General features: G+C 43.8%; 20 protein-coding genes. 1 reads left to right on the forward strand and 19 read right to left on the reverse strand.

The window, feature by feature from the left end; genetic code table 11:
* Nucleotides 1-208 precede the first annotated feature (208 nt).
* Nucleotides 209-1,303: an acyltransferase gene (locus tag GCWU000321_RS02150; protein WP_007069435.1), complete on the forward strand. Its 1,095-nt coding sequence runs from the start codon at nucleotides 209-211 to the stop codon at nucleotides 1,301-1,303.
* Between the two features lie 56 nt (nucleotides 1,304-1,359).
* Here GCWU000321_RS02150 and GCWU000321_RS02155 read toward each other — a convergent pair whose 3' ends face one another.
* The 19 genes from GCWU000321_RS02155 to eno form a co-directional block, all read right to left on the reverse strand.
* Nucleotides 1,360-4,353, reverse strand: coding sequence for an AAA family ATPase (locus tag GCWU000321_RS02155; RefSeq protein WP_007069436.1), 2,994 nt, complete (start codon nucleotides 4,351-4,353; stop codon nucleotides 1,360-1,362).
* Nucleotides 4,350-5,615: a metallophosphoesterase family protein gene (locus GCWU000321_RS02160; protein ID WP_007069437.1), complete on the reverse strand. Its 1,266-nt coding sequence runs from the start codon at nucleotides 5,613-5,615 to the stop codon at nucleotides 4,350-4,352. The genes GCWU000321_RS02155 and GCWU000321_RS02160 overlap by 4 nt, the downstream gene beginning before the upstream one ends.
* Nucleotides 5,616-5,783: 168 nt before the next feature.
* Nucleotides 5,784-6,047: a DUF1292 domain-containing protein gene (locus GCWU000321_RS02165; RefSeq protein WP_007069438.1), complete on the reverse strand. Its 264-nt coding sequence runs from the start codon at nucleotides 6,045-6,047 to the stop codon at nucleotides 5,784-5,786.
* Nucleotide 6,048: 1 nt separating this feature from the next.
* Nucleotides 6,049-6,477 carry a Holliday junction resolvase RuvX gene (ruvX, locus tag GCWU000321_RS02170; RefSeq protein ID WP_007069439.1) on the reverse strand — a complete coding sequence of 143 codons (429 nt, stop codon included), beginning with the start codon at nucleotides 6,475-6,477 and terminating at the stop codon, nucleotides 6,049-6,051.
* A 1-nt stretch (nucleotide 6,478) separates the two neighbouring features.
* Nucleotides 6,479-6,745 carry an IreB family regulatory phosphoprotein gene (locus tag GCWU000321_RS02175; protein ID WP_007069440.1) on the reverse strand — a complete coding sequence of 89 codons (267 nt, stop codon included), beginning with the start codon at nucleotides 6,743-6,745 and terminating at the stop codon, nucleotides 6,479-6,481.
* Nucleotides 6,746-6,762: 17 nt separating this feature from the next.
* Nucleotides 6,763-9,369 carry an alanine--tRNA ligase gene (gene alaS / locus GCWU000321_RS02180; protein ID WP_007069441.1) on the reverse strand — a complete coding sequence of 869 codons (2,607 nt, stop codon included), beginning with the start codon at nucleotides 9,367-9,369 and terminating at the stop codon, nucleotides 6,763-6,765.
* A 62-nt stretch (nucleotides 9,370-9,431) separates the two neighbouring features.
* Nucleotides 9,432-10,292, reverse strand: coding sequence for a nitrilase-related carbon-nitrogen hydrolase (locus GCWU000321_RS02185; protein WP_007069442.1), 861 nt, complete (start codon nucleotides 10,290-10,292; stop codon nucleotides 9,432-9,434).
* 14 nt (nucleotides 10,293-10,306) lie between these two features.
* Entirely contained in the window at nucleotides 10,307-11,047 is a 741-nt protein-coding gene (locus GCWU000321_RS02190) for a C40 family peptidase (RefSeq protein WP_007069443.1), read from the reverse strand.
* A 147-nt stretch (nucleotides 11,048-11,194) separates the two neighbouring features.
* Nucleotides 11,195-12,415 carry a cation diffusion facilitator family transporter gene (locus GCWU000321_RS02195; RefSeq protein WP_007069444.1) on the reverse strand — a complete coding sequence of 407 codons (1,221 nt, stop codon included), beginning with the start codon at nucleotides 12,413-12,415 and terminating at the stop codon, nucleotides 11,195-11,197.
* Between the two features lie 95 nt (nucleotides 12,416-12,510).
* Nucleotides 12,511-12,744, reverse strand: a complete 234-nt coding sequence (locus tag GCWU000321_RS02200; RefSeq protein ID WP_022027238.1) for a YdbC family protein — start codon at nucleotides 12,742-12,744, stop codon at nucleotides 12,511-12,513.
* A 116-nt stretch (nucleotides 12,745-12,860) separates the two neighbouring features.
* Nucleotides 12,861-13,334 carry a hypothetical protein gene (locus GCWU000321_RS02205; RefSeq protein ID WP_007069446.1) on the reverse strand — a complete coding sequence of 158 codons (474 nt, stop codon included), beginning with the start codon at nucleotides 13,332-13,334 and terminating at the stop codon, nucleotides 12,861-12,863.
* Between the two features lie 9 nt (nucleotides 13,335-13,343).
* Nucleotides 13,344-13,895 carry a hypothetical protein gene (locus tag GCWU000321_RS02210; protein WP_007069447.1) on the reverse strand — a complete coding sequence of 184 codons (552 nt, stop codon included), beginning with the start codon at nucleotides 13,893-13,895 and terminating at the stop codon, nucleotides 13,344-13,346.
* 9 nt (nucleotides 13,896-13,904) lie between these two features.
* Nucleotides 13,905-14,882 carry a flotillin-like protein FloA gene (gene floA / locus GCWU000321_RS02215; protein ID WP_007069448.1) on the reverse strand — a complete coding sequence of 326 codons (978 nt, stop codon included), beginning with the start codon at nucleotides 14,880-14,882 and terminating at the stop codon, nucleotides 13,905-13,907.
* 28 nt (nucleotides 14,883-14,910) lie between these two features.
* Nucleotides 14,911-15,627, reverse strand: coding sequence for an NfeD family protein (locus GCWU000321_RS02220; RefSeq protein ID WP_007069449.1), 717 nt, complete (start codon nucleotides 15,625-15,627; stop codon nucleotides 14,911-14,913).
* 175 nt (nucleotides 15,628-15,802) lie between these two features.
* Entirely contained in the window at nucleotides 15,803-17,107 is a 1,305-nt protein-coding gene (serS, locus tag GCWU000321_RS02225) for a serine--tRNA ligase (RefSeq protein WP_040381115.1), read from the reverse strand.
* Between the two features lie 322 nt (nucleotides 17,108-17,429).
* Entirely contained in the window at nucleotides 17,430-18,290 is an 861-nt protein-coding gene (gene rsmA, locus GCWU000321_RS02230) for a 16S rRNA (adenine(1518)-N(6)/adenine(1519)-N(6))-dimethyltransferase RsmA (protein WP_007069451.1), read from the reverse strand.
* Complete coding sequence (gene rnmV, locus GCWU000321_RS02235; RefSeq protein ID WP_007069452.1) at nucleotides 18,277-18,828, reverse strand: ribonuclease M5; 552 nt, start codon at nucleotides 18,826-18,828, stop codon at nucleotides 18,277-18,279. Before rnmV ends, rsmA begins: the two co-directional genes overlap by 14 nt.
* A gap of 1 nt (nucleotide 18,829) precedes the next feature.
* Nucleotides 18,830-19,510, reverse strand: a complete 681-nt coding sequence (locus GCWU000321_RS02240; protein WP_022027246.1) for a response regulator transcription factor — start codon at nucleotides 19,508-19,510, stop codon at nucleotides 18,830-18,832.
* Nucleotides 19,511-20,064: 554 nt separating this feature from the next.
* Nucleotides 20,065-21,363, reverse strand: a complete 1,299-nt coding sequence (gene eno / locus GCWU000321_RS02245) for a phosphopyruvate hydratase (RefSeq protein WP_007069454.1) — start codon at nucleotides 21,361-21,363, stop codon at nucleotides 20,065-20,067.
* Nucleotides 21,364-21,372 lie beyond the last annotated feature (9 nt).

Consider the following 21,372-nt stretch of genomic DNA (forward strand, 5'->3'; position numbering starts at 1 on the left):
AGCCACCAAATCCGGCACAGATGTAAAATCCGCAGACATGTGTACTCATGCTTTTTTATTCTATCAAAAAGGTTTCTATACCGCAAGATAATTTTTCTGCAAGATGTCCGATTTGCTATTGCTATTCAGCTCATTCTCCTTTTTTCTTTGGCTTGAACACCTTGTACATGATATCATAAAAGAAATATAAAGAAAGGATTTCTTCTCCATGATATCTTCTGAATCAAAGAAGGGGAAAAAACTTCACATAGAGTTTCTCCGCTTCTTTTGCATATGGCTTGTTATGTTCACCCACACCTCTACAGCAGGCTTTTCCCTCTATCTGCTGAGACCTGAATCATTTTTCTTTCCTTTTTACATTGCTGTTCCCTTTTGGGTAAAAACGGCAGTTCCCATTTTCTTTATGATTTCAGGAGCGCTCCTTCTCAAAAAGGAAGAACCGATCTCTGTCATCTTTAAGAAACGAATATGGCGATTTGCACAAATCATTTTTCTCTTCTCCCTTATTAATTATCTTTATTTTTACCACGGACTTAATTTATCATTCTTTGGACACCTCTCTAAATTTTTTACATTGATGTATTCGTCAAATATGGCCACAGCGTACTATTTTCTTTATATTTATATTGGATTTCTCCTTATGCTCCCACTCTGGAGAATACTCGTCCGCCATATGACAAATCAGCTTTTCTTATACTTAATTGCCCTTAATTTATTTTTTGTCGGTTTCATTCCTGTTTTCTCCTTTTTAATTTTTAAAGGAACCGCAGAAATCAACTGGTTCATAAATCCTATTCTTGCTGTCAGTGAGCCAAGCTTCTATTTCATTTTAGGCTATTGGATTGAAAACGTCCTTCCTATTCATTGGCTGACAAAAAGAAATTTACTCTATCTCGGCATGGCGGCCATTGCAGGCACAATGATTGCGTCCATCATGACTTGTTACCACGGTGTCGTGGCAGGAGGCCTCACAGAAGCCATTTCCGAACGTTTCTACGATTCTTTCCTCTTTCTGAATACCGCTTTTATTTTCTGTGCTTCCCGCTTATGGTTTATTACCCATAATATTTCAGAAAGGTGTCAAAAAATTCTCCTATTTCTTGGAAACATGTCTTTTGGCGTCATGCTTTTTGAAGAGATTACCCGCAATATAACACGTTTTTTCTTCAATCGTATCCTTCTTACATACATTCCCCGATTCCCATTTTTTGATGCCGTCATTTGGATTTGTTCCGCCTTCATCTTAGGATTGCTTTTGACTTATCTCGTTAAGAAAATCCCTTACTTCACCCATTTGATTTAAGAGCAATTAAAAATAACCTGCTGCAGAAAAGTGCAGTCAGGTTATTTTTAATTGAATCAGATTCTTTTTGAGATACATCCATTCCTCAGTTGGATAAATTCTCCGGTATTTTCCTCCCGCCCCGCTTCCTCTGCCAGTTTCATCGTCCGTTCATGACAGGTAAAAAGAAATATCTGTTGTTCTTTTCCCAACTCCATGAGGAAGCGAAGTGTTTCTTTCTGCCGTTCTTCATCAAAACGGACAAAAATATCATCCAGTACGATAGGAAGCGTTTCCATCTGTTCTCCAAAAGAAAGTGCCATCGCCAGACGGATTGCCAAGTATACTTGGTCCCCCGTACCGGAAGACCAGACCTTTGATTCCTTTTTACGGTAGAACTCATCTATAATACTCACATCTTTTCCGTCATCATTAACAATGAGAGAATACTTTCCCTTTGTCATCCGCCCAAGGAAACGATTTGCCATTTTTATAATCTTCGGCTGTTTTCCGGAATCATACCGTTTCTGTGTCTTTCCCATAAGTGACCGTATAAAGAGAGCTGTCAGCCAATCTTCCATAGTTTGACCAATTTCCGTTTCTAATTCTTTCTTCTTCTGGAGTGTTTTGGTAATCGTATCGTCCCCGGCAAGACGGAATATTTCATTTTCGGCAGCCCCCTGCTGTCTTTGCAAATCGCCCAGTTCCTGCTCTTCTTTTGCTATCTTTTCCGCGAGTTTTTGATGTTCTGCCATCCATTCATCATACCGTCCGCTCTCCAAGGTGGCCCACAAACGATTAAACTCTTCCTCACCGCCGGCATAAAGACGGATATCATGCCGCACGTTTTCCCAGTCTTTTAAAAGCCTGTCATGGTTTTCATGGGCATTTACCTTTTCTGCAAAATCTTCCGCATTTACTGCATTCACAAGGCGGAATAAAGCATTCATTTCCCGCTCGCACGACGCCCAGTCCGATTTGAGCTTATTCATTTCCCGCTCATATTCATCATGCTGGCGGTTCTTTTCTGAAATGGACCGCCACTCCAAATTGCGCTTCTTATTTTCTTCATAAATATAAGCGATGCTTTCCGGTGTAATGGGACATGACATTCCTGCAGCCCGAATGATGGACCCTGCACGTTTTGCAAAGCCCGCCAATTTTTCCTGTGCCCCGTCAATACGAACATCAATAATCTTTCCCCGGCCTTCTTCTGCATAAATCTTATTCCACTGTTCTTGTAATTCTGATACCTTTTCAGGAAGCACCTTAGGCAGTTTATTTGCTTCAAGCCACTTATACCATTCATCCAGGACGGCCGCCTGCGCTTCTTTTAGCAGTTTCCCCTCTTCTGCCCAGTCTTTATGCGCAGACTGCTGTTTTTTCACTGTTTCCCGCTTCCATGCAAAAGCCTGCTGTTTTGCCTGCATTCCATAAAAATCACTTCTTTTCGCCTGGAGCATATTATGGAATGCCGGCAGATCTTTTTTATCTTCCGGCACATGGTCAGGAAAACGGCTTGCTACTTCATGCCATTCTTTCTTTATCTCATCAATCTGCACTTCAAGTTCTCTGATTTGATTTTCTTTTCTGCGGAAAACATGATTGTTAATAGCAAAACACGACGCCGCCAGTACCGACGCACCCACAGCACCATAAAGCACCGTATACCCCATAAGAGACATATAAAACATAATAACAAAAACTACAGCTGCGATAAGAGCAGTTGCTCCCAGCCAAAACCAGAAAGTATAACGGGTATCTTTCTGCGCAGAAAGAGCATCCGTTTTTTCCGTTAAAGCGGCTTCTTCGTTAAGCAGTACTTCAATCTTTGATGCATCTGCCTCATATTTCCGCCAGGCTTCTTCACTGGAAAGAAGTGTTCCGCCTTGGATCATTTCTTCCAGCATTTCCACTTCAGGCTCACGCTGCTGCCAGAAATGAAGCTCGTTGTTCCTTACACCTGCACTTTGTGCCAGATCCCGCCCCTGCTTCCAATCCACATCAGCACAAGCATCTTTTAAGCTGAGCGCTCTGTCCCACAACGGCAGGGCATATCCCAGATTGACAAAAGATCGTGCCCAATCTGCCTTGGTTCTTTTTAATTCTTCTTCTTCAGCTGCAATCTGTTTCCACTGCCCCAAATCTACATAAAGACCTTCCAGTTCCTGTTCCATTCCCGTCCACGGAATAATTTCCTCTTTCGCCCTGGGCCGGTATTCGTCAATCTTTGGCTGAAGTACCTCCTGCTGTTCACGGATAAGTTTCATCCGGCTGACCAAATGCCCCCACTGTTCTTTTCCATTGGAAGGAAATAATTTAACCTGTTCACTGAGCTGCAGCTGACGTTTAATTTCCCTTGCCCGTTTATAATACTCCCACGCGCCGAGACGTTTTTCCAGCTGCTTATCCATTTCCTGATCTGCAGCCAGAGAAATTTTCATCTTGTCTATTTCTTTTTTCAACAGAGCCTGCTTCTTCTGGAGTATAGAAAAATCTTTTTCCTGTCCGGACAGGTGTTCCAACGCCTCCTGTACCTCAGCAAGAGTCATCAGCAGCTGATTAATCCTCCGTTTCCCCTGGGAAGAAGAGACAAGAAGTTTTTCCATTTCTTCGTCCGCCTGCTTCATGGCACCGGAAACGAGATCTCCTCCCTGAAGCATAAAAAAGCGGCTTCGGACAGAATCATCTGCCAAGAAAGACGTTCCTTGCAAATCCTCCAATCCGACAGCAAAAATCTTTTCATAAATCCCGCGATTCAATCCATGCCACCAGAGAGAAGATAATTCATCATTAAATTCTTCACCTTTATCATTAACGGCCCATTTGTTTTTTCCATCACGATAAATGCGATATGCAGATCCATCCGCACGGAGAAATCCCATATTTCCTTTTTTCCCCTGCCATTTGCCCCGCTCATAGCCGAACATCATATCACGGATAAACCGGAGAAGAGTCGTCTTCCCGCTTTCATTTTCACCCATGATTACATTCAGGCACCCGGCCGCAGGTTTCCAAGATTCATTCTGATAAATGCCATACTGTTCCAGTTCTAAATCAGTAATCTTCATCCTTCATCCTCCGCCAGCATTTCGGCGCCTTTTATCTCCGCTTTTTCAAAGGCACGGATAATCATGTCATCCGACACCATATTCATCAATCTGCTAAACTTGGCCATTTCCGGACGGTCTGCTATCTCCTTCTTCAGAACTGCCAGTCTTTTTTCGCTGGAAAGCCCGTTAATTTCATCAAAGGTCCGGAGGTAACTTCCCATGACATCGGGAATCTTCCTCCGTTCTTCCAAATTCAGAAAAGGTTTTGTTTCGTCTTGAATCTCAGCAAAATAACAAAAAATGTGATGAAATTTTTCTTTATCATTAAGCAGCTGAAGAATATACGCCTGCCCCTCAGGCGTAGAAACCGCTTTTTGCAATACCCCTTGCCCACGCAAAATAAGGCGGACGATGTTAGGCTTTCCCGTTTTTTCACGAAGTGTGGCCCGCTGTTTTACAACTTCCCTGACCAATTCCTCAGGATTTTGGAAAGAACTGATATCCACTTCCATATCCATCCAACGGATTGCATCAGTAACAATAAACTTCAAAGTTACCGTTCCATAAGCACCTACATCTACGAGATAACAACCTTTTTCGCCGGATTCTGAACGATCCAGGCCTTGCGTATTCCCCGGATAAACCATGTATGGCCGCATAGATGGTGTTTTTCTCGCGTGCACGTGCCCAAGAGCCCAGTAGTCCATCTTTGTAGTTCTTAAATCATCCACCGTACAGGGAGCATAAGGACTTCCTGCCACGCCCAGTTCCGTATGGAGCATGCCGATAGAAAAGATATCTTCGTCTTTCTTCCTGAATCGAAGTGCCAGATTTTCTCTCATATGACGGTTTTTATAACTGATACCATAAACCATAGCTGCCGTCTCGCCACCCACCAATAACGGTACTGATTCCACTTTGTCAGAAGAAAACACATAAACGGAAGGCGGCAGCGGCACATCTGCCCGCCATGCCTCGTCAGGATCATGATTTCCATGAATAATAAATACCTGCACCCCCGCCTGCGCCGCACGATACAGCTCTCTGGCAAAAGCCATCTGTGCTGCCAGACTGTGATGATCACTGTTATAAACGTCACCTGAAATCAGAATGGCATCAGCACGATACGTCAACGCCGCAGTGACTACATTTTCAAAAGCCTTAAAAGTCGCTTTATGTATAGCTTCTGTCCAAGGACCCGTATCTCCCGAATATAATCCGCCGAACGGTTCGCCTAAATGAAGATCCGCACAATGGATAAAAGAAAAATGTTTCCCCATAGATCCTCCTAATTACGATATATTTTATATTTTATCACAATTTTCATAACCCTCACCTTTTCAGTCTGTTTTAGAAATATTGATAGATTGTTGTCTGAAACCGGATTTTATCACCAAGTAAAAAATGCGGCCGCAGAGATGTCCCTCCGCTGCCACACTCCCTATAAATTACATTTCGTTATAAATTTCCGCCACCGCATCATATTCTTCATCTGTCGGAGGTACATATTCCGCCTCTCCATTTTTATCAGTGTCAACTCGTGCCAGGATAATTTCCGGCTCCTCTACATTCTCCCCGTCTTCCGGAATAGAAACCAAAACAGCAAATTCTTTCCCTGCAAAAGGAATAACCACGTCCTGGACATAATCTCTTTCTATACCACCGGGGTCTGACACAGAAATAATGATCGGTTCTTTCTGCTCTGCCATCATATTATCCTCTGTTCTTAAAAGACAAATGCTGCAGGTATCCTTCCAAGATAACCACTGCCGCCATTTTATCAATTACTTTTTTTCGTTTTTTTCGGCTGACATCCGCTTCAATCAGCTGCCTCTGCGCCATAACGGTAGTCAGTCTTTCATCCCAGAAATGATAAGGAATATCCGGAAATGCTGCAGCAAGAGCTTCTGCAAATTTTTCTGTCTGCTCAGCACGCATCCCCTTTGTCCCATTCATATTCAAAGGCATTCCGATAACAAACTCTTCCACATTGTATTCATCCGCCAGATGGCGCAGCCGGACAAAATCCTTTTCCCGCGTCGTATGGCGGATTGTCTCCACACCTTGTGCGGTCCACCCGAATAAATCACTGACTGCCACGCCAATTGTCTGTGAGCCTACATCCAAGCTCATAATACGCATATCAAAGCCCCTTATGGGTTACATAGAAACGAACCAGTTCTTCCACCAACTCATCCCGTTCTATGGATGAAACAAGCTTACGTGCATCATGCTTGCTCGTGATATATGTAGGTTCTCCGGATACAAGATAGCCTACCAACTGGACTGTCGGATTATGTCCGGCTTCTTTCAATGCAGTATACACCGCATTTAAAACCATAGCCGCTTGGGTATTCCCTCCTTCTTCCACCTCACGTTTTACTAAAATTGTTTCGCCTGAGACCGGCATCGCAATCGCCTCCTTTATTAAAGCTGTGACTCAATGATTCGAACACCTTCATCGATGGCATTCTGCAATTCAGAAATATTTTTACCTCCGGCTTGGGCAACAGCAGGTTTTCCTCCGCCGCCTCCACCACATATTTTTGCCGCGGCGGATACCACTTTTCCCATATGAATCCCTGTTTTCACGGCCTCTTCAGAGGCCATTCCCACAAGATTTACTTTTTCTCCGGCTGCGGCGCCGAGAATAAACGCACCTCTCGGAAATTTTCCTTTTACAATATCAGCCGCTTTTCGAAGTTCATCCATATTTGCCGCCGGTACGATGGCCCCGAAGAAAGAAATACCGTTCTTTTCTCTTACATTCTTCAGCAGATTCCCTAAGGCATCCTTTGTCTGCTGATTTTTAAACCTCTCAATTTCCCGTTCCGCCTCTTTCAGGGCTGCAAGATTCTTTTCAATCTTTCCCGGAATTTCTTCCACTTTCACCTTTAAAAGTGCAGCAGATTCCCTGAGCAGCTTACGATCTGCCAGCATAGATTCATAAGCGGCCTTACCGGTTATCGCTTCAATTCTACGGATGCCTGATCCGATACCGCTTTCGCTTATGATGCGGAAGCAGCCGATTTCCCCTGTATTAAATACATGAGAACCGCCGCATAGTTCCGTGCTGAAATCAGGCACACGGACAACACGTACAATATTACCGTATTTTTCACCGAAAAGAGCTATGGCTCCCATTTCTTTTGCTTTAGCAATCGGCATTTCATCAATATCCAATGTGGTAGATTTCCAAATCTGTTCGTTCACAATCCGTTCCACCTCGGCTATCTGCTTATCGGTAACTGCTTCCGGCCAGGTAAAATCGAAACGTAACTTTTCCGGAAGCACAAGCGAGCCGGCCTGATTAACCTGGCTGCCCAGAACCCTGCGGAGAGCCGCCTGCAGCAGGTGGGTGCCTGTATGGTTGCGGGCAATATCTTCCCTCCGCTCCCGATCTACCACGGTTTTTACCGTTTCGCCGGTTGAAATAACGCCTTCCGTTACCGTTCCGATGCAATATACAATACCGTCAGGTAATTTCTTCGTATCTTCTATGGAAATAATGCCGCTATTTCCTTCCAATACACCGCTATCTCCAATCTGTCCGCCGCCTTCCGCATGAAAAGGATTATTTTTCAAAATAACCGTAATATTTTCACCATCAGCAGCTGACTGTACGGCCTGTCCGTCCTTTCCCAAAAGGAGAATTTCCGTATCTCCGTCCGTATCTTCCGTAGTCATGGACTCAGACTTAAGTTTCGTCGTATCGGGAGTCGCAATACGGGCAGAAACCTTTGTACGAGCCGCTCTTGCGCGTTCCTTCTGCTCCGCCATAGCTGCGGCAAAGCCGTCTTTATCGATTTCAATTCCTTGTTCTTTAGCAATTTCTTCCGTCAGCTCCCAAGGAAATCCATATGTATCATACAGTTTGAAGACTCGATCGCCTGTAAGAATACGCCGTTGCTTTTTCAGCGTTTCTTCAAGCATTTCAGCAAGGAGATCCATCCCCGCATTGAGAGTTGCGTGAAAACGGTTTTCTTCCACACCAGCCACTTTCTTTATAAATGCCTGCTTTTCCATCAATTCCGGATATGCGGGTTTCATCATTTTTACGACCACATCAATCATGCGGCCCAGGAAAGCATCGTCTATGCCAATAAGCTTGCCATACCTTACAGCACGGCGAAGTACACGTCTTAGTACATAACCGCGGCCTTCGTTAGAAGGAAGAATTCCATCGGCAATCATATTTGTAATAGCACGGGTGTGATCGGAAATAACTTTCAGCGCTACATCGCTCTCTGTACTGCGTCCATACGGAACGCCCGCAAGACCGGCCGCTTCCTGAATAATCGGAAAGAATAAATCCGTTTCAAAATTATTTTTCTTCTTTTGAAGAACTGCCGATAAACGTTCCAACCCTGCACCGGTGTCAATATTCTTCTTATCCAGCGGCCGGTAAGATCCATCTTTTTGTTGATCAAACTGGCTGAATACCAAATTCCAGATTTCAAGGAAACGATCTCCGTCTCCACCCATCTGGTTTTCCGGATCCGTACCGAATTCTTCGCCCTGGTCATAGAAAATTTCTGAGTCCGGCCCGCAGGGGCCTTCTCCAATTTCCCAGAAATTATCCGACAGCGGATAAATATGGCTTTCCGGCAGCCCGATCATATCATGCCAATAATCGTAAGATTCCCTGTCATCCGGATAAATCGTTACATACAGACGGGAACTCTCCAGCTTGATTACTTCCGTCAAAAATTCCCATGCCCAGGCAATGGCTTCCTTTTTAAAGTAATCACCAAAAGAGAAATTCCCAAGCATTTCAAAAAAGGTATGATGCCTTGCTGTACGGCCGACATTTTCAATATCGCCTGTGCGGATACATTTCTGACTGGTCGTCACACGATGGCATGGCGGCTCAACCTTCCCCGTAAAATACGGTTTCAGTGGCGCCATCCCTGCGCCGATCAAAAGCAGGCTGGGATCATCTTTTGGAATCAACGGAAAACTTTTCAGCCGCAGATGTTCTTTCTTCGTTTCGAAAAAAGACAAATATGCCTCACGAATATCATTGCCTTTCATGATATGCCCCCTTAGGTATTTTGATTTCGTTGTGTTTGTTTATTATACCATGCAGACATAATTCATGCATGAAAACACCTCTGCTTATCCAGCCGGATAACCGCCAGCTGTTTCCCCAAATCTTTATATGCTTTTTCATCATAATCCGCATACAGGACAGATTCTTCCTCCCCCGCCTCCGCCTGTACTTTTCCTAAAGGATCTATAAAGCGGGAATGTCCTCCCATTTTCATTCCCCGATAGTTTCCCGACATATTGACGGCAGCTATGCAGAGTCCGTTTTCTATGGCTCTGGCACGGGTCAGCACATCCCATTGATAAATATGCATAGCAGGCCACGAGGCCGGCGCTGCTACCAGCATGACGCCCCTTTTCGCCATTTTCCTCCACATCCTGGGAAAATAAAACTCATAGCACACCGCCATACCGGTACGGACTCCGTCTATATCCTCATACAGAAGTTTCCGTCCCGGCCGCATAAGTTCTGCTTCCAGATAACCATAAAATAAATGGCGCTTACTGTACTCTCCCTTAATATCACCGTCTTTACCAAATACCAGCCCCGTATTTCGTATTACTCCCCCCTTTTTTACGGGAAGCGTCCCTGCTATGATATATGTCCCAGTATGAGCTGCCAGAGAAGAAAGTCTCTGTATCAAACCATCCCCCATATATGTTGCATTTTTACCGAGATTATGAAAATCGTACCCAATCGTCCATAATTCTGGAAGAACAATCATATCCGCCTGATGGGATACTTTCCCCATCAATTCAAAAGCATGTGTGATATTTCTTTCCTTATCGCCGGATACGACATCCATCTGAATCAATCCAAGCCTCATTGCTCTCCATCCAAAACCCGTATATAAAAGAAATGGAGGCATACGCCCCCACCCCGGCAGCAGACCGTATAAATCCGCCATATAACCACAAACCGTCAAAGCACCCGCTTCGCCCCCACATACCTGTCATGCCAATATCCATTTTTCATTGTTGCCACAGCAACTCCGCAGCTGCTGGTGGCACTGATAAAATATCCGTCTCCCAGATATAGACCCGAATGGGATACTCCCGACTCGTATGTGGAAAAAAAGACAAGATCACCTGGTTCCAACCGATTGACAGACACCCTTTCTCCTCTTCCGAATTGCTCATCTGCTGCGCGGGGAAGCAGAATTCCCTTTTTATTAAATACATAATGGATAAACCCTGAACAGTCGAATCCGCTGGGTGTCATGCCGCCAAAACGGTACGGCACACCTACATACTTTTTCGCTTCTTCCATAATTGCTTGTACACGAGGTGCCAGTTTTCCAGGTTTGTGCCACGATACGGAAACATCATCAATACCTATGCCGCCCGGTGACATTTTATTTTTTCGGGCAGAAGAGTGTTTCTTGCTTTTTAATGTTTTCCCGGTAAGCGCTTTATAGGTAACAGGACCCACCACTCCATCTACATCCAGATTATGTTTCTTTTGAAATTTTTTTACTGCCGACACCGTTGTTTCATTGAACCGCCCATCAGCACGCACCAGACAGCCGGCCTGTGTCAACCGTCGCTGTAAATCCTTTACCGCGTCTCCGGAATCGCCAAGAGAATAACTGGCAAAAACAAATTGCGCGGAGCACAACGAAATGACGCCTGCTATCAACAAGACTCTCCAATTTCTATCCATATGGCTTCCTCACATGAAAATATTTATAATTGCATATTTTTATACATTGCTCTGTCTTCATTATTTTATCATATTTATCACATTCATGTTCTTTATTTACACAAAAAATCAGGAATAGTACTTACCATTCCCGATATGTCTTTACGATTATTCAGCAGGATGTTCAATTCCGGATTTACCATATACCTTGCCACTGATAAAGTTCCGATCCACCATCATTTCAATAAAATACTTAGGGTTGCTCTTGAGGATTTCTGTCAAAATCATTTGATACATCTCTTCATCACTTTTATCACACGGTCCCTTCAATTCCAGTTCAAAAGAAATATAAATGCCTTCCTCCTTTTCCACCACAAAAAAATCATGATAAGATACCGGAAGGCCGGTGCGGTAAATGGCGGCTTCTAAGTCACGCATGTATTCCATCTCCTTCGGATTTGACACCGCTTTAGGATCCGCATGAACTACCGCCTGGATATTGAATTCGTTCCTAAGCTTCGTCATAACTGTTTCCGCCAGTTCATGTCCCTCCACGAGAGTCAAATTGCTGTCCAATTCCACATGGGCAGAAGCAAAATGATTTTCCGGCCCATAATCATGAACAATCAGATCATGCACACCGTAAACTCCCGGCGTCTCAAGAATCACCGTTTTTATTTTTTCATACATTTCCGCATCCGGTGTGGCGCCGATAATGGAATTCAGCGCCTCTTTCATGATTCCGTAACCCGTGTACAAAATAAAAAGAGACATAATAACCCCCATGATTCCATCTACATGGTATCCGCTGAAATATTCCACGCATGCAGCAACTAAAACACCTGTGGTTGAAAGAATATCCGAAAAAGAATCCGCACTGTATGCGTTAAATGCTTCTGACTTCAAATTTTCCCCTGCCCGTTTATACCACCAGGTCAAAAACAATTTTGCAATAATACCTACTATTAAGGCAGAAGCAGTCCATATAGAAAAATAGTTGTCCTCAGGATGAAGAATTTTCTGCACTGATTCTACCAAAAGTGTAATACCCACATAAAGGATAATAGCGGACATTACAGTAGAATTGACATACTCCAGCCGACCATGGCCGAAAGGATGTTCTTTATCCGATGGCTTTGACGCATAATAAAAAGTCATCATCAAAAGAATAACCGCCCCCACATCAGTAATATTATTGAATCCATCACCGATGACCGATAAAAATCCGCTCTGCCAGCCGGCAAAAATTTTTACCATTCCTAAAATAAGATTTATGATCAATCCTACAAGCGCAGCGAAAAATGCTTTCCTTTGCCGTGATGTACCACCCATTCCGAATATTTCCATAACTGTACCGTTTCCCTTTTCCCAGTGCCGTCTACTCCTCATCAAGCTACACTGCTAAACCAAATTTATGGTATTCCTAAAAGTTTCCATATATGCCAAAAGGCTCTCCGAGAGAGCCTTTTGCTTGCAGCTGCAAATCAATATTTGTCAAAATCAATTCCATTTAAAATTTCTTTGAGTTTGATCATTTCCTCTTTTGTCAATGTCAGACCTTTCGTCATTGATTTATGATCCACGCTCCACGAACGTAAATCAAACTTGGGATCCCGTCCGTTCCAGCTGGTATAAGTCAACTGTTTCTTCCATCCGTTTGCCGCGACGGAAAGATCCCCCAGTTCGTCTTCAATTGTCACTGTAATTTTCGTTGGCATCACTTTCACCTCACCTAAAAAACTTTTGATCCATGGTATCACAATCCATCAAAAAAAAGCAACTGTATCTTTAAGAAAACAAACGACTTTTAAAACTTTCTATTCTATTGGGAATCTCATATCTCTCTCTGCTTCCGTTCTACCCATTCCTGCAGTTTTATTTTATCTGCGTCCGTAATATACCGGAGCTGCACCGGTACTTCCACAATGCCGCCAGCCGTCCGTTCCCCGATAAAAAGATAATTCCAGTCATCGGATACCCCCATTATTTCCTTATAGTCAAAAGCCATATACAAAGGCTTAATCAATCCTGCCGCATTGAACTCAGAATAAAATATAGGAATAGTAACAAGAAGCCTCTTTTCACATATCAAAGCCACAGATTTATGAATCCAATGGATCCGCCACAAAGTCAGAAGGACTACAACAAAGCTGATGGTACATGACAAAATTCCGGGATGTTCCAAAAGCAGTATCAAAAAGGCTACACAAAAAAGAACGTAAAGCAGTGAAGAAATTGCCACGTAAAGAACAGAGCGGCTGCATTCCCAGATTATCTGTCCATGCTCTTCTTTACTGTATAAATCCATTTTTATCTCTCAATGCCTGACAAAGGGTTTCCACGGCCTTCTTCCACGTGGTTCTCCGAAAACAACATCATACTTCGCCCATGTACAAACCGTCTCCTCAGACCAATCTGCCGCTGCTTGTGCTGCTTTAGGTGCCGTAATTGGTTCCACAGCCATCGGTTTTGTTTTCCTTTCTCGCAAGGGTTTGGAAAGATATTGATGAAAACGATTTTCCGTATCTCCGGAACACTCCATTATAGAAACTGCTGCAGGCGCCTCAGCTTCCCGGTAAACAGATCTTTCCATTTCATCAGGAAGATCCATTTCATCAGATCTCGCATCTTTCATCCCCCAGGAGCGTAGAACCCTTTCCCTTAATTCTTTATCATTATCCTTCCCGGCTCCATAAGACGACGGTCTCGGTAATGGAGTTTCAGGAATAGAATAGCCATTTTCTTCACGAGGCGTTCCTTCAGTGGAACGATCTGAACTTCTCCGTTCCTTCATCCATCGAAAGATAAAATGAAGTATCCCTATCCCCCATATCAGAAGGACAATTTCATTACCCGAAAAAAAATCCATACTCCACCTTTACTTTGTTTGACCCGGATTTCCAGCTATATTTTCTCTCATTTCTGTATCTGCTGCAATATTTTTCATACTGTAATAATCCATTACGCCAAGACGTCCACTGCGAAGAGCATCTGCCATGGCTTTCGGCACTTCAGCCTGGGCTTCCACAACTTTTGCCTGCATTTCCTGTGTATATGCACGCATTTCCTGTTCCTGCGCCACCGCCATGGCACGACGTTCCTCTGCTCTTGCCTGGGCAATTTCCTTATCAGCCTCCGCTTGATCAGTCTGAAGCTGGGCCCCTATGTTCCTCCCCACATCCACATCAGCAATATCAATGGAAAGAATTTCAAAAGCGGTACCCGAATCAAGACCTTTACCAAGAACCGTTCTGGAAATATGGTCAGGATTTTCAAGAACATCCGTATGTTTTTCCGAAGAACCCACGGTAGTAACAATTCCTTCGCCAACACGGGCAATAATGGTCGCCTCTCCTGCGCCGCCGACCAAACGATCAATATTTGCACGAACAGTCACACGGGCACGTACTTTCAGTTCAATACCGTTTTTAGCAACTGCAGAAATCGTAGGGGTTTCAATAACCTTGGGATTAACGCTCATCTGCACTGCTTCCAGCACATTTCTTCCCGCCAAATCAATAGCTGCAGCCTGCTCAAAAGTCAAATCGATCTGCGCGCGGTGGGCAGCAATTAACGCATCTACCACATTATCTACATTCCCTCCTGCCAGATAATGGGCTTCCAGCTGATTCACATTCAAGCCGAGCCCCGCCTTTGTCCCTTTAATCAAAGGAATGACAATCATACGCGGTTCGACACGGCGGAAACGCATTCCCACTAAATTAAGCAACGAAATGCTTACATCGGCTGCAAGTGCAGAAATCCATAATCCCATCGGTACAAAATGAAGCAGTATGAGTACCGCAAAAAGCGCTACCGCAATAGTAAATACAGGAACGACCAGTAAAGTTTCCATAAATAAATCCTCCTAAAACATATTTCAATTATTTAACAACCAAATGATTTCCTTCCGCCCGCACCACGCGTACCGCAGCACCTTGCAGAATGAATCCCCCTTCTGAAACTGCATCTACCACAGTCCCTTCCACTTCCACCTTGCCGGAAGGCCTGAGCACTGTAGCAGCATTCCCTTCTTTCCCTTCATACTTCTTCAAATTCTGAACAGAAGAAACATATCCTTTGGAGGAAGACAAAGATAATGTAAGAGATAATTTTTTCCACATTCTATTTTCTGACAAATGATCCGCCAAAAAGTATATACCGATAATAGCAAGAATCATGGCTGCGGATAATACCCAAAGCGCCGTCATATCCCCGCCAAAGGTGAAGTATAGGCCTGCCGTCATGGATAAAATACCCGCCGCCACGCCAAAACCGGAAACGAGGACAAAAATATCCAACAGGATCAAAGCAATCCCGCCAAAATATAATAGAAATTCAAACCATGCCACATTACCGCCATACCAGCCGCTGCCTAAGAGCAACCCGCCGGCAATCACAGCAATCAATCCGCCGCCTGAAAACCCCGCAGTTTTTATTTCTGCCAGAATTGATACAAAAATCACTGCCGCCAAAAGTGCTTCCACAAAAGGGATACGCATCCACTCGAGCACATAATTGCTTTCGTAAGCACCGGCTATGACCGGCACTGGCATAAGTGCTGCCCATATCCCTCCGGCACGATATAAAACTTTATGCATCTATTCCTCCTTATTTTAGAATATCTACTTCCTTTAGAAATCGCTTTTATTTTATTATACTATATGCCTACCATACTTCCCGGCGCATTCTCTCCTCGATACTTTCGAAAATTTTCTGAACTTTTGCTATACACCTATACAAAAAGCCCCTTTCGGAGCTATATTTGCATACATATTATTCACCTTTGGAACTCACAAAACTTTCGCGCTTGCCGATAATTTCAAGGCCATTCATATATGGGCGAAGCACGTCCGGCACGACAATCGTTCCATCTTCCTGCTGATAATTTTCCATGATAGCAGCTACCGTTCTTCCAACAGCAAGCCCTGACCCGTTCAGTGTATGAACAAATTCCGGCTTATCCCCCTGATGCCGGCGGAAGCGGATATTTGCCCGGCGTGCCTGAAAATCAAGACAGTTGGAGCACGAGGAAATTTCTCTATACTTCTGCTGCCCTGGCATCCACACTTCGATATCATAAGTTTTTGCTGAGGAGAAGCCTATATCCCCAGTGCAGAGACATACTACATGATATGGCAGTTTCAGCAGCTGAAGAATTTTTTCTGCTTCTGCAGTCAAACTTTCCAATTCATCCCAGCTATCTTCCGGTTTACAATATTTCACCATTTCTACTTTGTGAAATTGATGCTGTCGAATCAGTCCACGGGTATCTTTCCCCGCAGAGCCTGCTTCTTTACGGAAACACGGGGTCAGTGCCGTGAGATGGACAGGGAGCACGGCTCCATCTAAAATTTCTCCGGAGAAATAGTTGGTCAGCGGCACTTCTGCTGTTGGAGTCATGTACATATTTTCCCCTTCCACTTTGTACATATCATCCTCAAATTTAGGGAGCTGTCCGGTTCCCTGCATAGAAGCACCATTAATGATATATGGTGGAATAACTTCCGTGAAATCATTCTGCTGTGTATGAACATCAAGCATGAAATTGTACACAGCTCTTTCCAGACGGGCTGCCATACTGAGATAGAAATAGAAACGCGCACCTGACACCTTCCCCGCCCGTTCAGAATCAAGAATGCCCAGGTTTTCTCCTAATTCATAATGTTCTTTTGCAGGGAAAGGGAATTTACGAATTTCACCCCAGCGACGGACTTCCGGATTTTCACTGTCATCTTTTCCAACCGGCACAGAAGCATCTGTCATATTTGGAATGCGTAAAAGACTGTCCTGTAATATGAGCTCCACGCCTGCCAGCTCCTTATCAATGGCAGCAATCTTTGTCCCTACTTCTCTCATAGCAGAAATGGCAACAGAAGCATCTTCCTTGTTCTTTTTTGCCAGAGCAATCTTTTTTGTTTCCGCATTGCGCTCACTCTTCAACGCTTCTGTCATCTGCAGAAGCTCTCTTCTCTTCCTGTCCAGCTCAATAACCTCATCCAAGTCAAAATCGTTATGGCGATTAACCAGATTTGCTTTTACCGCTTCCGTATTTTCCCTAATAAATTTAATATCCAACATAGCCATCTCTCCCTGCATAAACCTGCCATTCGGCTAAAACATAAAAAAAGACTTCCATCCTGTATGGGACGAAGTCATCACGGTGCCACCCAATTTGCATAAGCTAACTTGATTGTGGCATAACGTCCACAAACCGTCCGATTCATCACCGGCCATTCCCGATTGGAAAACACCTTCTCTGCCAAAGCTCGCACCAACCGCTTTCTCTCTGTACGCACTGAAAGAATATTTTCTCTTTCACTATGTTTTTCTAATTATATAACCCTCGCAGTCTTTTGTAAAGTAAAACAGCGGTTCTGCAAACCCCCGCTGCACTTGATACTCATTTATTTACCACCAGTTCATCCCATGCATTGGCAAGAGCAGCATATTCCTCCATCGAAAACGTTTCTCCACGGCGGCCGCCGTCAATCCCCGCTCTCTCCAGAATCTTCTTTCCCAACTCCATGCTTATCCCGCCGGATTTCATAGCGTTGGTAAATACCTTCCTCCGCTGCCCAAACCCCATTTTAACCAGACGGAAAAACAGTTTGCGGTCCGCCACCTTCACCGCAGGTTCTTTTCTTCTCCTGATTTTCAGAACTGTCGACGTTACTGCAGGATGCGGCAAAAAAGCTGCCGGTGGAATATCCATCACCCTTTCCACGGTACAATCAAATTGTACCGCCAAGGTAAGCGCACCATAATCCTTCGACCCGGCCTTCGCCAAAATACGATCCGCCACTTCCTTTTGCATCATAAATACAAAGAGGGAAATGGGCAGTTCAGATTGAATCAGGTACAGCAAAATAGGTGTCGTAATATAGTAAGGAAGATTGGCCGCTGCGTGCCAGTTATTATCTCCCAGTATTTCTTTCAAATTTGCTTTGAGCACATCTTCATAGATAATATGCACATTATTATAAGCTTCCAGCGTATGCGTCAAAACATTTTCCAAACTTTTATCAATTTCAAAAGTTGTTACATTTGCCCCTGTTTCAGCAAGTGCCTGTGTTAATGTCCCTATACCTGCACCGATTTCCAAAACAAATGCTCCTTCTGCCAGTTCCGCTGCCGCCGCGATTTCTGCCACAATATCGGGACGTACGAGAAAATTTTGCCCTAAACGATGCTTCGCTCGAATACCAAATCGCTGCAATACATACCTTACAACTTTAATATCTGCTAAATTAGCGTCTTTCATTCTTTCTCCCGCACTCTGCCAACGCGGATTCCCACTCCTTTCGTGTAATCCCAAAATGATTCAGCCTGCGCAAAAACTGCTTGGCATTCCCATATCCGATGCCAAGTATAGCCCCAACAGATGCTCTTTTCCCCGTGGCATCTTCCGCACCCGTAAGGCCGGAATTCCAAAGATCTTCCATATGAAATTCATGGGAACTTTCCTGATAAAGTATCCGTACTTTATCCAAAGCTTTTCTAATCGACTCCGGAGATGCATCTTCAATCCCCACATCATCCTCCGTAGACGCTTCACTTTTCGGAACAAAAGCATGAAGTGCTTCAGGAAACATAACGGAAAGTCTGCTTCTTATTTTTTCACCGGGACCATCCGGATCAGTCAGTATAATAATCCCTCTTTTTTCATAAGCGGCACGAATATCCTGTATAACAGCAGACCGGAGGGCATAGCCTCCGGTCGCAATCAGATCCGCATCTACCGCCTGTCTCACACGGGCAATATCCGATTTGCCCTCGACAACGATAACCTGCTGAATCATATCAGTCTCTTGCTACATACCCGATACCACGAACAGTATGGATATATTTCTTTCCTACTTTTTCATCAATTTTGCTTCGCAGGTAACGGACATATACATCTACAATATTCGTTTTCCCTGCATATCCATATCCCCAAACCTTTTCAAGAACTTCTTCACGTTTCAGGACACGATTTTTATTTTTTGCCAGGAATAAGAGTAAATCAAATTCCTTCTTCGTCAGATCCACGACTTCATCACCGACACGTACTTCATGGCGATCCGGATAAATTGCCAGGTCTCCGATATTAAAAGACGGGTCGGCCACAATTTTCGGCTCCTCATGACGGCGCAGTGTAGAACGGATTCTGGCAATCAATTCTTTTGTGGCATAAGGTTTGGTCAGATAATCATCAGCACCTGCATTCAGCACTTCAACTTTTCTGTCCACACTACCGTCAGAAGACAGGTAAATAATCGGAATCGTGCTGATTTCTCTTACGTTCTCAAGAATTTTATCGCCATCTTCCATGGGATCATCCGGATCAAGGACAATGATGTCCACTTGGCGCTGTCCTGCCAGATCTACCACAGAATCACCAATATTGTCTACCAAACAGGAAAATCCTTCTTCTTCCAGCTTAAGCTGCATGAAACGGCTGACACTCGGATCACGTTCAACTACTAATACACAATTTCTCATTTTTAGGTTCCTCCCCCAAAACACAACAAATACTACAAATACTACAAATAAAAATGCTCTTTTAAATTATTATTATTATTTTTCGTCAATCACTTTAAACGGGAAATTATTATTTTTTTACCATTTTTATAAAAGTAATCGCCAAAGAGCTTCATGGTTCTCCACTTAATAATACCATAACTTTAATTAAATTCAAGCAATTCATTTTAAATATATTGTATTAAAATTAATTTTTAAATAGTAATTGATCGCTTATATTTATTAAACTTTTGCGAATTACTCTTATTCCTTTTTTCTCTTGTATTATTTCAAACCCCTACTTATTTACCGATACTTCCTGGTAAAACTCAATATATTCAAAATTTTAAATGATACTGTATCTCATTCATTTCTTTATAAAATTATTCTCCTTTTATCCAAAATACCCATACCCCCCATGTGTATAAAACTTTTTTATGATTGAGCTTTAATGAATTTATTACCTTTATAATTTATTAGAGCCCAAGAAAAAAGAGGGGCATCCCGGAAGGAACCCTCTCTTCTGAACCGATTTATTATTTTAAGATATCTCTCATACGATGTGTCAATGAGCCGCTGCCATAAAAAGCATCCGCATCAAGCGCCTCTTCAATACGGAGAAGCTGGTTATACTTTGCCACCCGTTCGGTACGGCAGGGAGCACCAGTCTTAATCTGCCCCGCATTCAGGGCTACTGCCACATCAGCAATTGTCGTATCAGCCGTTTCACCGCTGCGGTGAGAAATAACTGCGGTGTATCCGCTTCTCTGCGCCATCTGCACCGCCTCAAAGGTCTCTGTAATCGTCCCGATCTGGTTCAGCTTGATCAAAATAGAATTGGCAACACCTTCATGGATTCCTTTGGATAAGCGGCTTGTATTGGTAACAAAAAGATCATCACCCACCAGCTGTACACGTTTCCCCAACACAGCCGTTAATTTTTTCCAACCTCCCCAGTCTTCCTCTCCAAGACCATCTTCAATGGAAATGATCGGATATTTATTGACAAGGTCTTCATAAAAAGAAATCATTTCTTCTGCCGTTTTAGCGGCATGATCCCCGGACAAATGGTACAATCCGTCATCGCCCAGAAGTTCAGATGCCGCCACATCAGCTGCCAGAACGATATCTTTCCCCGCCGTATAACCCGCTTTTTCTACCGCTTCACAGATAACTTCCATCGCTGCTTCATTAGACGGCAGATCAGGCGCAAAGCCGCCTTCATCACCAACTGCCGTGGATAAATGACTCTTTTTTAATACTGTTTTCAAGGCATGATATACTTCTGCGCACATACGAAGTCCTTCAGAGAAAGAAGAAGCACCGACGGGCATTATCATGCTTTCCTGAATATCCACATTGTTATCCGCATGAGCTCCTCCATTAATGATGTTCATCATAGGAACCGGAAGATTATGGGCATTAATACCGCCAAGGTACTGGAACAGCGGAAGTTCTGCTGATTCCGCGGAAGCATGAGCAGCCGCAAGAGATACCCCAAGAATAGCATTGGCACCAAGGCGGCTCTTATTCGGTGTGCCGTCCAAATTAATCAGGATATGATCCAATCCGCGCTGGTCACTGGCATCCCAGCCAAGAACAGCATCAGCAATTTCTCCATTCACATTATTGACAGCGCAGAGAACACCTTTTCCATCATAACGGTTCTCATCACCATCACGAAGTTCCGTTGCTTCAAACATACCTGTAGATGCGCCGGAAGGAACTCCCGCCCTTGCGAAAGCTCCATCTTCCAGTGTCATTTCTACTTCTACCGTGGGATTTCCACGGGAATCAAGAATCTCTCTTGCGTGAAGATCTGTAATAACTGCCATGATATCTCC

It is taken from the genome of Dialister invisus DSM 15470 (assembly GCF_000160055.1).
Taxonomy (GTDB): Bacteria; Bacillota; Negativicutes; order Veillonellales; family Dialisteraceae; genus Dialister; species Dialister invisus.